The 12,705-nt window shown below is 68.8% G+C and carries 12 protein-coding genes and 1 pseudogene; 4 read left to right on the top strand and 9 right to left on the bottom strand.

All coding sequences use genetic code 11. The features are described from left to right. Positions 1–17: 17 nt before the first annotated feature. The 3 genes from ACFW6B_RS39875 to ACFW6B_RS39885 all read right to left on the bottom strand — a co-directional run bounded on the left by ACFW6B_RS39875 (position 18) and on the right by ACFW6B_RS39885 (position 2,571). Positions 18–1,238: a beta-ketoacyl-[acyl-carrier-protein] synthase family protein gene (locus tag ACFW6B_RS39875; RefSeq protein WP_386604606.1), complete on the bottom strand. Its 1,221-nt coding sequence runs from the start codon at positions 1,236–1,238 to the stop codon at positions 18–20. Continuing rightward, a complete protein-coding gene (locus tag ACFW6B_RS39880) occupies positions 1,235–1,477 on the bottom strand; it encodes an acyl carrier protein (protein WP_103550748.1) in 243 nt (80 codons plus the stop codon). The genes ACFW6B_RS39875 and ACFW6B_RS39880 overlap by 4 nt, the downstream gene beginning before the upstream one ends. 74 nt (positions 1,478–1,551) lie before the next feature. Next, the gene (locus ACFW6B_RS39885) at positions 1,552–2,571 is read right to left on the bottom strand and encodes a beta-ketoacyl-ACP synthase III (protein ID WP_386604609.1); all 1,020 of its coding nucleotides are present in this window, start codon (positions 2,569–2,571) and stop codon (positions 1,552–1,554) included. A gap of 182 nt (positions 2,572–2,753) precedes the next feature. On the opposite strand from ACFW6B_RS39885, the gene ACFW6B_RS39890 reads away from it, so the two are divergent. The 3 genes from ACFW6B_RS39890 to ACFW6B_RS39900 all read left to right on the top strand — a co-directional run bounded on the left by ACFW6B_RS39890 (position 2,754) and on the right by ACFW6B_RS39900 (position 5,675). Beyond that, the gene (locus ACFW6B_RS39890) at positions 2,754–4,130 is read left to right on the top strand and encodes an FAD-binding oxidoreductase (protein ID WP_386604611.1); all 1,377 of its coding nucleotides are present in this window, start codon (positions 2,754–2,756) and stop codon (positions 4,128–4,130) included. Positions 4,131–4,674: 544 nt separating this feature from the next. Next, complete coding sequence (locus tag ACFW6B_RS39895; protein ID WP_386604613.1) at positions 4,675–4,890, top strand: hypothetical protein; 216 nt, start codon at positions 4,675–4,677, stop codon at positions 4,888–4,890. Positions 4,891–5,273: 383 nt separating this feature from the next. Beyond that, positions 5,274–5,675, top strand: coding sequence for a hypothetical protein (locus ACFW6B_RS39900; protein ID WP_386604615.1), 402 nt, complete (start codon positions 5,274–5,276; stop codon positions 5,673–5,675). Positions 5,676–5,680: 5 nt separating this feature from the next. On the opposite strand, the gene istB is transcribed toward ACFW6B_RS39900, so the two are convergent. From istB to ACFW6B_RS39925, 5 genes are all read right to left on the bottom strand, one after another. Beyond that, positions 5,681–6,547, bottom strand: a complete 867-nt coding sequence (gene istB, locus ACFW6B_RS39905) for an IS21-like element helper ATPase IstB (RefSeq protein ID WP_386604617.1) — start codon at positions 6,545–6,547, stop codon at positions 5,681–5,683. A 9-nt stretch (positions 6,548–6,556) separates the two neighbouring features. Then, positions 6,557–8,008: an IS21 family transposase gene (istA, locus tag ACFW6B_RS39910; RefSeq protein WP_386604619.1), complete on the bottom strand. Its 1,452-nt coding sequence runs from the start codon at positions 8,006–8,008 to the stop codon at positions 6,557–6,559. A gap of 395 nt (positions 8,009–8,403) precedes the next feature. Next, a complete protein-coding gene (locus tag ACFW6B_RS39915) occupies positions 8,404–10,071 on the bottom strand; it encodes an ISAzo13 family transposase (protein ID WP_386604621.1) in 1,668 nt (555 codons plus the stop codon). Positions 10,072–10,130: 59 nt separating this feature from the next. Continuing rightward, complete coding sequence (locus ACFW6B_RS39920; protein WP_386604623.1) at positions 10,131–10,973, bottom strand: phosphotransferase family protein; 843 nt, start codon at positions 10,971–10,973, stop codon at positions 10,131–10,133. Positions 10,974–11,054: 81 nt separating this feature from the next. Beyond that, positions 11,055–11,333, bottom strand: coding sequence for a hypothetical protein (locus tag ACFW6B_RS39925; protein ID WP_386604626.1), 279 nt, complete (start codon positions 11,331–11,333; stop codon positions 11,055–11,057). 53 nt (positions 11,334–11,386) lie between these two features. On the opposite strand from ACFW6B_RS39925, the pseudogene ACFW6B_RS39930 reads away from it, so the two are divergent. Continuing rightward, positions 11,387–12,318, top strand: a pseudogene (locus tag ACFW6B_RS39930) (IS5 family transposase). A gap of 9 nt (positions 12,319–12,327) precedes the next feature. Here the strand turns inward: ACFW6B_RS39930 and ACFW6B_RS39935 are convergent. Further along, positions 12,328–12,558: an e9imm peptide gene (locus ACFW6B_RS39935; RefSeq protein WP_386604628.1), complete on the bottom strand. Its 231-nt coding sequence runs from the start codon at positions 12,556–12,558 to the stop codon at positions 12,328–12,330. Positions 12,559–12,705 lie beyond the last annotated feature (147 nt).

The raw sequence follows: 12,705 nt of genomic DNA on the forward strand, positions 1-12,705 counted from the left end.
CGGAGCTCGAGAAGGGGTCAGGCCGAGGCGATCAGCAGGGCCGCGTTCTGGCCGCCGAAGCCGAACGAGTTGCTCAGGGCCACGTCGACGCGGGCGTGGCGCGCCGCGCCGTGCACGATGTCCACCTCCACCCGCGGGTCGACCTCGGCGGTGCTCGCCGACGGCGGGATCACCCCGTGGTGCACGGTGAGCGCCGCGAACGCCGCCTCGATGGAACCGGCCGCGCCCAGCGGGTGCCCGGTGACGCCCTTGGTGGAGCTCACCTGCACGTCCGGGCCGGCCACCCGGTGGATCACTCCCGCCTCGATGACGTCATTGAGCGGAGTCGAGGTGCCGTGCGCGTTGACGTAGCCGATGTCCCGGCCCGTCAGCCCGGCGTCCGCGAGAGCCGCACGGACCGCCAGCTCGGCGCCCTTGCCCTCCGGGTGCGGGGACGTCACGTGATGCGCGTCCGCGGAGGCGCCATACCCGATGATCCGGGCCACCGGCCGCACGCCCCGGGCTCGCGCGTGCTCCTCAGACTCCAGCACGACGACTCCGGCGCCCTCGCCGAGCACGAAACCGTCACGGGCCGCATCGAAGGGACGCGACGCGGTCCCCGGATCGTCGAGCCGCCGGGAGAGCGCCCGCATCCTCGCGAACGAGGACAGGTACAGCGGCGTGATCGGCGCCTCGGCACCACCGGCCACGACGATGTCGGCCAGCCCCGACCGGAGCAGCTCGCGGCCCAGGCCGATCGCGCTGGCCCCGGCCGCGCACGCCGTGCAAGGGGCCGAGCACGGCCCGTTGGCCCCGATGTCGATCGCCACCTGGCCGGCGGCCATGTTGAGCAGCCCCATCGGGAGGGTCATGGCGGAGATCTCCTCCGGTCCCTCCTCCAGCAGTACGCGGTGCTGCGCCTCCAGCGTGGCGGTGCCGCCGGCGCCGGAGCCCAGGATCACCGCCACCCGTGAGCTGTCCGCCCACTCGCCCGGGATGAGCCCGGCCTGGTCCAGCGCCTCGCGCGTGGCGGCGATGGCGAACTGGGAGTAGCGGTCCCACTGCCAGGCGGTGCGCCCGAGAGCGGCCGGGGTGAAATCGGGCACCCTGCAGGCCATGGTCACCGGCAGGCCCTCCAGATCGGCGTGGTGCGCCGCCGTCGGCCGACCCTCGACCACGCGGTGCCAGCTCTCCTTGACGCCGATACCGGCGGGAGTCACCAGCCCGATGCCGGTGACGGCGGTCGCGAAGCCGGTCATCGGACCGTGGCACCCCTCTTCTCGACCAGGGCGACGATGTCGGAGACCGTGGAGATCTCGGACAGTTCCTCGTCGCTGATCACGACGCCCAGGCGCTTCTTCAGGGCGGTGGCCAGTTCGAGCTGTGACAGGGAGTCGAGACCGAGGTCGTCGAAGGTGGCCTCGGGCACCACCGCCTCGGCGTCCAGATCGAAACGGGCGACGAAGACCTCGACGACGGAGTCGTGGGCGGAACTCATGATGTCTCCTCCTGGAGGGCTGTAGGGGTTGGATGAGGTGAAGAGGGAACGGGGGACGCGGAACCGAGAAGTCGTCAGTCGACGGACTCCGCCTGGAGCTCCGGCCACACGAGCGTGGTCGAGCCCCAGGACAGACCGGCCCCGAAGGCGGAGAGCAGCACCCGCTGGCCCGCCTTCAGGTCCCCGCGGGCGGCGTAGTCGTTCAGCAGCAGGGGCACGGACGCGGCCAGGGTGTTGCCGACCCTGTCGATGTTCACCGCGACCCGCTCCCCGGGAAGGTCCAGCTCCTCCGCGACCGCACGCACGATACGGATGTTGGCCTGGTGGCCGACGAACCAGTCGATGTCCGCCGCGGACCAGTCGGCGCGTTTGAGGGCCGCCTGCGCCGACTGCGTCATCCGCTCGACGGCCTGCGTGTAGAGGGGACGACCCTCCATCCGCAGGTACCAGTCACCCGTCGGCACCGTGCCGTGCCCCAGGCCGCCGTCGGCGGAACGCTGCCGGGAACCGCCCGCCGGAATGGCCAGCAGGTCGGCCAGCGCACCGTCGCTGCCGAGGTCGAACGGGCCCAGCGCGCCGGGCTCGTCCGGTTCGCCCCTGCGCAGGACGACCGCACCCGCGCCGTCGCCGAAGATCGGCGCCGTGGACCGGTCCTCCGGGTCCACCAGGGTGGTGAACGCCTCCGACCCGATGAACAGCACGGTGTCGGCGGTGCCGGCGGCGATCAGGCCGGACGCGGTGGCGAGCCCGTACAGGAAGCCGCTGCACGCCGAGGTCAGGTCGAACGCGGCCAGCGGTCCCAGACCCAGCTGCGACGCCACCTCCGGCGCCACCGCCGGACAGAGGCGCTCGGGCGAGGTGGTCGCCACGACCACGGCATCCACCCCGGACACATCGGCCGACCGCAGGGCACGCTCACCAGCCGCCACGGCCATGCTCCCCGTCGCCAGTCCTTCGGAGACGAACCGCCGTTCCCGGATGCCCGTCCTGGTACGGATCCACTCGTCCGTGGTGTCCAGGGTGCGGGAGAGGTCGTCGTTCGTGACCGTCACGGGCGGGAGAAAGCCTCCGATTCCCATCAGCACTGCCGTCATCTACTCACCCTCCTGAGGATCGCGGACACGGCCTCAGCCTGATGCGGACACGGCCTTGACCTGACGTCGAGCAAGGTTGGCCGACGCATCGAGGGCCCGGCAATTGGCCGTTGGTACAGGCCGTGGCGCTTGTACCAACGGCCAATTGAACGGCCGCCGCCCCGGGTGCCAACCTCGCCGGGGTGACCACGACACCGACTGATCTCGCAGGGCTCCTCCCGGCAGGACGGGTGATCACCGACCCGTCCCGGGTGGCGTCCTTCACCCACGACGAAGCAGCTGGCGCGCCCTACGCGCTCCCGGCGGCCGTGGTGCAGCCCCACGACACCGCCGAGGTGGCGGCCGTCGTGGGCTACTGCGCGGAGCGCGGCGTGCCGGTGGTGGCCCGCGGGGCAGGCACCGGCCTGTCCGGCGGCGCCAACGCGGTCGAGGGCGCGGTGGTGGTGTCCTTCTCGGCGATGGACCGGGTTCTGCGCATCGACCCGGACGAACGGCTGGCCGTCGTGCAGCCCGGCGTCGTCAACGAGGACCTGCGTGCCGCGTGTGCCGCCAAGGGCCTCTGGTACCCGCCGGATCCGGCCAGCGCCCCGTGGTCCACCATCGGCGGGAACGTCGCCACCAACGCGGGTGGACTGTGCTGCGTGAAGTACGGCGTCACCCGGGACTACGTGCTGGGCCTCGAAGTGGTCACCGGTCGCGGTGACGTGGTCCGGCTGGGACGGCGCACCGCCAAGAGCTCGGCCGGTTTCGAACTCGCCGGTCTGCTGGTCGGTTCGGAGGGCACCTTGGGCCTGGTCACCGAGGTCACGGTGCGGCTGCGGGGCGAGCGCGCCCAGGAGCACACCGTCGTGGGCTACTTCGCCGACCTGCCGGGCGCCGGCCGGGCCGTCGCCCGGGTGGTGGCCTCCGGTGTGGTCCCGAGCGCGCTGGAACTCGTGGACCGTTTCTCCCTGCGCGCCGTCGACGAGTGGAAGAACATGGGCCTCACCGACGGTGGCGACGTGCTGTTGCTGGCCCGCTGTGATGCGCCCGGCGCGGCGGGCGCCCAGGAGGCGGACACCGTGCTGGCCTGTTTCGAGGCGGCCGGTGCCACCTGGAGCGCGCGGTCCGGCGACCCGGCCGAGGCGGACGCCCTGTTCGCGGCCCGGCGCCTGGTCTACCCCGCCCTGGAACGCCTGGGCATGGTGCTCAGCGAGGACGTCTGCGTCCCCCGCAGTCTCCTGCCCGAGATGCTCGCCCGCCTCGAGGACATCGCCGCACGGCACGGCGTGCACATCGCCACCCTGGCGCACGCCGGGGACGGCAATCTGCATCCGATGCTGGTCGTGCCGCGCGGCGACGAGCGGAAACTCGCCCGCTGCCGCGGGGTGTTCGAAGAGGTCGTCGACCAGGCGCTCGCGCTGGGAGGCACGGTCACCGGCGAGCACGGCGTGGGCCTGCTGAAGATGCGCGGCCTGGCCGACGAACTGGGCCCGGCGGTACTGGACCTGCACCGTGGCATCAAGCGGGTGTGGGATCCTGCGGGCATCCTCAACCCGGGCAAGGTCTTCACCACTTGACGCCGACGGCCGCAGCTCCGACGGACAACGGCCGTCGGCGGGCCGAGGAGGGTCACGGGCGGTGCGCTGCCGGATTCGACGACCCGTCGGGCCCAAAGGGGGTCCTGACAAGGGCATCGGACGTGTCGGTAGACGATCAGGCGGGCCGCGACGCCGCGAGGAAGGCCCCTTGGATGTCGTCGCGTCATTCCCGACGGATGCGCAGGCACCGAAATCCGTGGAGACAGGGGGTGGTGTTCGGTGCGGCCGTGTAGCGCCGGGCGCGGCAGCCCCCTGGGGCGCAGGCCTGGGCTCAGTGGTGTATTCCGTGCCGGACACCAGGCTGGAGAATCGCGGCGGCACGCAGGTCCGCTGCTTCGCACGGGCGGCCGGAGCCGGACGAGGCCGGGCTTGGCCGGATGGGCGGTTCTCGAGTGGAGCGGCCCGGCTCGGGCACTCGGTCCCGGTGACTCAGAACGCACGACCGCCCTTGACCTCCGACGGGCACTACGTGGTCATCGGAGGCCGTCGGTGGCGTGCCACTGATCCGGCCGTCCCCGCTGACATGAGTGCTCGGCTGCGCGTTCATCTGATGGCGGCCCGTCGAGAAGTCGCCGTCGCGCGGCGCGCCGATGCCCAGAAGGCTGAGCGTGTCGCTCGGGACCGGGTGCACAGGGCGAAGGTGGCACTCGGAGAGCGGGGCACCCCCTGGTGGGAGCAGAGCGCGGCGGAGCGAGAGGCACGCTGGCGCGAGGGACTGGCGGTGCTCGAGACCACCTGACACGAGGCCACCGGCCCGGACCGGTCCGGGCCGGACGTCGGTCCGGCGGCTGAACTGGGACAAGGAGACCCCACCGGCACGAGGACGGCCACGCCTACCTGCACGTTCATGCCGTGCATCGTGTGCTTGCCGGAGTCTGCGCCGTGAGGCGCTCGTCGTTCGAATGGCGGTGAAAGGACGCCACCGCCGTCCTGTCGCAGCAGTGTCCACGGACACTGCGACATCCGTGTGAGCGGACAGCAGACCTCCTTGCGGGCGGACAGCTGATCTCCTTGCCCGGTATGACTATTCGTCCCCTATTCGGGCGGTAGCGCGAGCACTGGGGAAGGGTCCTGGGTGCCTGTGCTGCCTGCGATGTCGGTGGCGGCTGCGATGCTGCCGGGATGACGACCTGGAATCTGCTCGATCTCGACAAGGCCCTGCGGGCAAGCTGGGCTGCCGACACTGCCTCGCCCGACGACCAGGCTGACTGGGAGCCGGGGAACCCGGCATGGGGCCACTGCGACATCACGGCACTGGTTGTCCATGACATCTTCGGCGGCGATCTTGTGGTCGGCGAGGTCTATCTCGCTGGCGGGGGTCAGCGGGGCTTCCACTGGTGGAACCGGCTGCCCAGCGGTGTGGAACTCGATCTGACTCGCGAGCAGTTCAGGGACGGGCAGACGGTGACCGCAGCCCGTGTCGTCGAACGTCCGCCGGGCCCACTGCGCCGCTGGGACGAGTACCTTCTGCTGCGCAAGCGCGTCATCGGGATGCTTGGTGCTCTCCCGGAGCCGCTGGCGTGAGCGGTTCATGGCCGGCCCGGCGGGGTGAGGGGCTGGACGCCCTGGCCGGTGGTGGCCTGGGCGAGTCGGAGCGAGGTGCCCTCTGTCAGGACGACGTGCGCGTGGTGCAGGAGCCGGTCGACAGCGGCAGTGGCCAGGGTCTTCGGCATGATCGAATCGAATCCTGACGGATGAAGATTGCTGGTCACGATCACACTGCGGCGTTCATAGGCGGCATCGATCACGCGGTAGAACGCCTCGGCGGCGGCCTGTCCGCAGGGCAGCATGCCGATGTCGTCAATGACGATGAGATGGCAGCGGGTGATCTTCGCGATGGCCTTGGAGACGGTGTTGTCGACGGTCGCCCGCCCGAGGTGGGCGGTCAGCGACTCCAGGGTGAACCAGGCGACCTGCATGCCCTCCTCGATCGCCTTGTGGGCAAGGGCTTCGGCGAGGTGGCTCTTCCCGGTGCCAGACGGGCCGGCGGCGGCGAGGTTCTCTGCCCGATGCACCCACTCCAGTGTCATCAGCACCTGCTGGGTGGGGGCCGGGATCGAGGACTCCTCTTCCTTCCAGGAGCCGAAGGTCTTCCCGGTGGGCAGGTTCGCCCGCTTCATGTGGTTGCTTTTCGTGGCCCGGTCACGGCCCTTGATCTCCTCCTCCAGGAGGATCCGGACGACTTCGGCGGGATCCCAGCGCTGTGAGCGGGCGGTGGCCAGGACCTCGGGGGCCGCTTTGCGGAGATAGGGGAAGCGCATCCGCTTCAGGACTGCCTCCAGCTCTGTCGAGATCGGTGGCGCCGGAGGCGTCGTCGGAACCAGGCTCGGCCCCGGGCCGGGGGCGGCCGGGACGGTGGTGACCGCGGTGGCGAGGACGGCGGTGGACTCTGCCATATCAGTGGATCAACTCCTTTGATCGGGGCCGCCGCTGGTGAGGCGGCCGAAGTCGGCCCAGACGGCGGTTCCCGGCTGGACGGAATAGGACTCGTCGCAGACGACGAGATCGGAGGGGCGGGCGCCGGTCTGGCGGTGGCGGACGATCGACATCAGGTCGTCGTCGGCGAACCGGCCTGCGGTCGCGGCCATGCCGAGTGCGATGTCGACTTCGGCGGCGCCGACCAGGGCGGCGAGCTCGACGGCGGCGGCCATCTTCACCCGCATCCGGGTGGTGCCCGCGGCGGCGGCTTCGATCAGCCACGACTTGGCCCCCGGCCCCAGGGCGAGGAACGCTTCTTCCGCCGCGTTCGCGGGCTTCGGCTTCGGCGGCCGCGGGTGGCCGCTGAGGTCTTGGGGATGGTCTGGGTAGTGGTCGGGGACGATCACCGGCCTGCCGGGCAGCGCGATCTGGTGGCGGGCGACCTTGGTCAGCCCGGCCGGAGTCGAGTAGCGGACCGAGCCGAAGCGGACGGTCTGGTCCCGCAGAACCGTCCGCGATTCGCCCAGCGCGGACGTGTGTGGCTCGGAGGGCAGCGGATGCAGCCGTGTCCGTTCGATGTCGAGCATCGACGCCGGCGTCTTGTGCGTCTCGCGGTGAACCCGATTGTTGACCTTGTGGCAGAACAGCGAGCAGGTGCCGGCAAGCTCGGCGAAACTGTCGTAGGCGCCGAGCAGGTTCGCGTGGGTGGGCACCAGGTCTGCTTTCGCGATGCGGACCGTCGCCTCGGAGCCGCCCTTGGACTCCGGGTCGAACGGCCGACAGGTATGGACCTGCACTCCGTAGTGTCGGCCTGCGGCAACGACTTCCGGGTGCCGGACGGCGACGCCAGCGACCCGGTCGATCGTCATGGTCCGCTCGTTGTCGGTCAGCACGTAGGTCGGGGCCCCGCCAATCGCCCGCAACGTGGTGTCCAGACACGAGATCACCGTCGGCAGAGTGCGGTCCCAGGTCGGGATGACCACCCGGAATCGCGACCACGCCAACCACGCGCAAAACAGCAGCGTCTGCCGCGGTTCACCGTCCAGGCCAGGGACTTTCGGTCCCCAGCCCCAGTCGAACTGCAGCCACAGCGACGGCTCGGTGATCCAGGGACGATACGAGCGGCGGTGGCTGGCCTTCCAGTGTTCCTTGGCCATCGCCACCGCCCGCCGGGTCGTGCGTTCGTCCCCGGTGAAGCCCAGCAGCTGCAGACGCTCGTGCAGCTTGTCCGCCCGGACCAGGCCCTCGGACCGCTCGACCCACTCCTCGATCTTCGGCAGGAACGGGTCGATCAGCTTCGGCCGGCGGACCGTTCCGGCGACCGGCCGACCCGTGTCCCTCATCCGTGCGTACCGCCGGACGGTCTTCGGGTCGACTCCGGCCAGCTTGGCGGCCGAATTCGCGCTTCCCGTGGCGTCCAGCGCTTCGAAGATCTCCATGACTTCCTTGTCAGACTTCTTCACGTTCCCTCCGGTGGGATGGCTCTCGTTTGCCTGGCAGCAAGAGGAGCCAACCCCCGGAGGGATCATCAGTTCGGAACCGACACACGAATGGGTCCATGGACAGGGAGATCAGCTGTCCGCAGAGAGGGATTCCTCGTGTCCGTCTATAAGGATCTTGCGCTGTCCGCTCTCAGGCAGGGCGGTTGAAGCTGGGTGCAGCCTGAACCGGGAGGTGCCGGGGAGGGCGGTGAGCAGCCCCGACAAAGCCGGGACGTGCCAGTACTGCCAGAGGGTGCGGGTCCGGCAAGCGAGACGGAGAGGAGTAAGCGAGGAACCGGCGTCTACGCCTCCTTAGGGCGTGCAGATCATTAACTTGCCTTCTTGATCTCGCCTTAGGTCAGGTCGGAAGCGAGGAACGTCGTGATGTCGGCTGGTGTGCGGAAGCGGGCGGTGGAGGCGCCGATGCGGTGGCCGTGTGCTTCGAGGAGTGGGCGAATTTCCTGGCTCGCTCGGCAGATGGTCACGGCGGAGACGCCGAAGAGTTGCCCGAGGAGGTCCATGGTGGCGAGTTTGCGCAGGTGGAGCACAGTGACCAGGATCCGGTCGGCTGGGGTGAGCTTGGCTTTGGCACCCGTGCCCGGTGCGACCAGACGCTCGTGACCACGACGCGCGCGGAGCACTTGCTCGCGTTGAGCCTCCAGCACTGGAGTCAGCGTGTCGATGAGCTCGCTGAGCCGTTGGCTGGTCATCCCGGTCAGTTCCGGGTCCTGTAGCGAACGCCGCGTGAGGTGATCCAGCCTGTTCGCCGGGGCCTGGTCCGGGGTGTTGTTGATCGCCGTCGTGTCCCGCGGGTGCTGGGGGTGGAGGGTGTAGTTCCAGTCGCCGTGGAAGCGGTGCCGGGTGATCGGTAGGGCGGCAAGTTCGTCATCACTGACCTGGACGCCGGTGGGATAGGGGTTGGTGTCGAGTTCGGCGTGAACGGTCAGGCCGGTCTTGGTGGTGGTCGCGGCAATGCTCTGGACGATGACTTCGTGGCTGGTCAGGGGTCTGCCACGCCAGTTCATGGTGATGTAGGAGAACAGCCGGTGCTCAATCCGGTTCCACTTCAACGTTCCGGGAGGCAGGTGGCAGACGGTGACCGCCAGGCCGGTCTCGGCGGCGAACCGGGCGATTTCGGTCTTCCAGGTGCGGGTGCGATACCCGTTGGAGCCGCCCGCGTCGGCGGTGATCAGCAGCCGGCCGGCCGCCGGGTAGGCGGCCTGTCCGGCTCCGTTCCACCAGCGGCGGATCGACTCGACGGCGAACGCGGCGGTGTCGTGATCGGTGCCCACGTTGACCCAGCCGGTGTTCGCGACGACGTCGTAGATGCCGTAGGGCACCGCTCTGCCCAGCTCGCGGTCGGGGAAGTCGTGGGTGTCGACTCGCACCGGTTCGCCTCTCGGCTCCCATTCGCGGCCGTTGTTCTTGAACAGGCCGACCAGTTCCTTCTTCTTCGTGTCCACACTGATCACGGGAGCCCCGCCGTCCTGGTGGGTGCGGGCCTGCTCGTTGAGGTAGCGGAACTGGGCGTCCCGGTCGGGGTGCTGCTTGCCTTCCAGCGTCTTGGCGTTGCTCTGCAGGCTGAAGCCCTCCTCGCGCAGGAGGTCGCCCACCGTGTCCGCACAGATCCTGTGGCCCTGCCGGGTCAGCTGCTCGGCGAGCTTGCGGGTGGATTTGGTGGTCCAGCGCAACGGCGACATGGGATCTCCGCGGACGTCGGGCTCGACCAGTGTGAGGAGTGCCTCCCGAACGGCCGGGTTCCGGTCGACGACGCGTTTGCGGCCGGCGCCGGGCCGGCGGATGCGTCCCAACGGGGCTTCTCCAGAGCCGAGTTCCCGCACTCCGGCAGAGACAGTGGCCTCACGGACACCGGCGGCACGGGCGACTGCTCTGATCCCGCCGTGGCCGAGGGACTGGGCCTCCACCCCTATCAGCAGGCGACGCTGCCGCTCGTCGAGGTGCGGCAGAATCGCCTCGAACTTGGCCGCCAGCACGGCCCGTTGCCCTTCCAGCCCGCTCATGCCAGACCAACGACCCACCGAGCGGAAAGCTACGAGTTGATGATCTGCACGCCCTAAGTTCAGCTCAGTCCGCAGCGATCGAGTGCAGCACGAACCTGGTTGAGGCCCTCCACTCTCCAGTGGTCCCGGTCGGGCATTTGGTCGTCTCGGCGCCAGCGCCAGGCAGAGAACATCGCCCAGTTCAGGGCGCGGCACCGGTGGATCAGGTCGTGGTCAGCCCCCGCATAGTGCTTTCCCACTTCGTCGGGCGCATGGGCGAGATCGAACTCGATCGGCCCACGGCAGCAGGTGGCGAGGTCTACGAAAAGCGGCCCTCTCCTCGTGTTCAGGAGATTGCCCGGGTGAGGTTCGCCGTGCAACAGCTGGTCGTCGGCTTTGTCGCTGCTGATCGCGACGCTCAGTCCACTGAGTGTGTCGCTAAGGAGCGTCCGGTCAAAATCGGGCAGATCGGGACACTGCTCCCGGTCGTTCACCTCTCGCAGTGCCCTGGCGACTCGATCGGTGAAATGCGGTGCGTCCAGATCGATCTGCCGCAGGGCGGCATGGTGCCGCAGGAACACCTCTGCGTAGTCGGCCGGCACGATCTCTGATCCCACAGGTTCGTAGTAGGTCCAGAGCGAGATGGCGAAGGCATCACGCAAATAGACGCGGGGCTCGACCCCACGCTCGAGCTCAGCCACCGGCGCGTCAACGTCGGCGAGACGGCGAGCAACTTCTACTTCGAACTCGGAATCAGCCAGATGCCCCATCGGTGCGACCCGAGCCAGAACATCGCAAGGGACCAGGCGGAGCGCGACGCGGTCCGAGTTGTGGATGACGATCGCATCGTCGACCTGAAGGCCCTGCTCCGAAGCGGCCGCCTGTCCTGCCTCAACTGCGCGGCGAAGTTCTAATGGCTCCATACCGTTACCGTTCTCCCTCATTGTTGAGTCACACACGTCTGGGGACGGACCTGCCTGGCCGATCATGTCGGGCTGCTCGCTTTACGGCTCGGGGGTGACGGTCAGCCGAACATGATCGACGCCGTCGAAGTCCTCTGTCTGGACTTCGACGGCTGAGGTGTCGAAGCGAAGGGTGAAGCAGGGGTCGGCGTCGATGAGCTGTTTCAGGTTCTCGCGGACGCCGTGGTCAAGAGGGGGTGAGAACACTGCGTCCCACTCACCCGTGTTGGCGGTGGCCGTCGCTCTGATCGGGATTCGAGCCAGGCAGGTGGATGGGTTGGCCCACCACTCCAGATGTGCCGTCTTCTCGTAGCGGTCCATTCCCTGAGCGTAGACGCCGCTTCTCCGCATCTGGACTGCTCGTTGTTTCAGGCATGGGGCGGGGTGATCTGAGTGATGCCGAGTGGGAACGTCTGCGTCCGTTCCTACCGGTCAGTAATGGTCGTTGTGGCCGGTGGCGGGATCATCGGCAGGTGATCGACGGGATCCTGCACCGGGTGCGGACCGGCGTGCAGTGGCGTGACCTGCCCGAACGCTTCGGTCCGTGGAAGACCGTCTACGAACGCCACCGGCTGTGGTCGGCCGACGGGACGTGGGAGCGTCTGCTCCAGCAGGTTCAGGCTGCCGCCGACGCCGCAGGCGAAATCGACTGGGACGTGTCGGTCGACTCAACCATCGTTCGTGCGCATCAGCATGCGGCGGGTGCCCGCACCGACCCGCCGCCGGCGCCCGGCTCAAAGGGGGCCGAAGGGCCAGAACATCAGGACGAAACGCCGTGGCAGAGCCTGCACGCCCGCCTGGTGGAGGTGGTGCGGGAAGTGAGGGCCTGGGCTGCTAGCGGGGCGGGTTCACCACCAAGCTCCACCTGAGCGCGGACGGCCGCTGTCGCCCACTGTCTTTGATCGTCACACCAGGTCAGCGGGCGGACTGCACCCAGTTCAAGCCGGTCCTGGAGAAGATCCGCGTCCCGAAACTGGGGCCGGGCAGGCCCCGCAAGAAGCCCGACAGCCTCGCCGCCGACAAGGGATACAGCAACGGTCCCTGCCGCGAATACCTGCGGCGTCGAGGCATCAGGCACACGATCCCGGAGAAGACCGACAGCCGGGCCGCCCGCCTGCGCAAAGGCTGGTGAGGCGGACGGCCACCCGGCTTCGACGAAGAGCGGTACAAGAAGCGCAACACCGTCGAACGAGCGATCAACAGACTGAAACAGTACCGAGCCGTGGCCACCCGCTATGACAAGCGCAGCTACATCTTCCTCGGAACTGCAACCAGCGCGGCTCTGCTTATCTGGCTTCGGAGTTGAGTACCGGCCTCACAAAGCGATCGGCCGATACGCCAGGGCTTGATCGACTACTTCATCAGCAGAAAGCTCCCGCTCCGGCGGCCAGAAGATCAAGTCGCTGACATGACCGGACGGGCATGCCAGGGCTCCGTCGAGCCTGTCCAGCCAGTCGTCCACCTCGTCCTCTGAGACGTAGTCCGCTTGCATGATCCGCTGTACGAGCGCGACCATCTCCGCGCGACTCATTTCGACAGCACTCATTGAGCCCCTCCGTCGAGTCACCTTAGCGGGACACATGATCGCCCGGACAGCTCCTAGTGACCTGAGTCAGAGATTCGTCGTTAGTCGGGCATGAGTCGTCCGGGTCCGAGGATTCCGCCGTTGTCGGTCACTGATGCCCAGCGGGCG

This window comes from Streptomyces sp. NPDC058751, assembly GCF_042746485.1.
GTDB lineage: Bacteria > Actinomycetota > Actinomycetes > Streptomycetales > Streptomycetaceae > Streptomyces.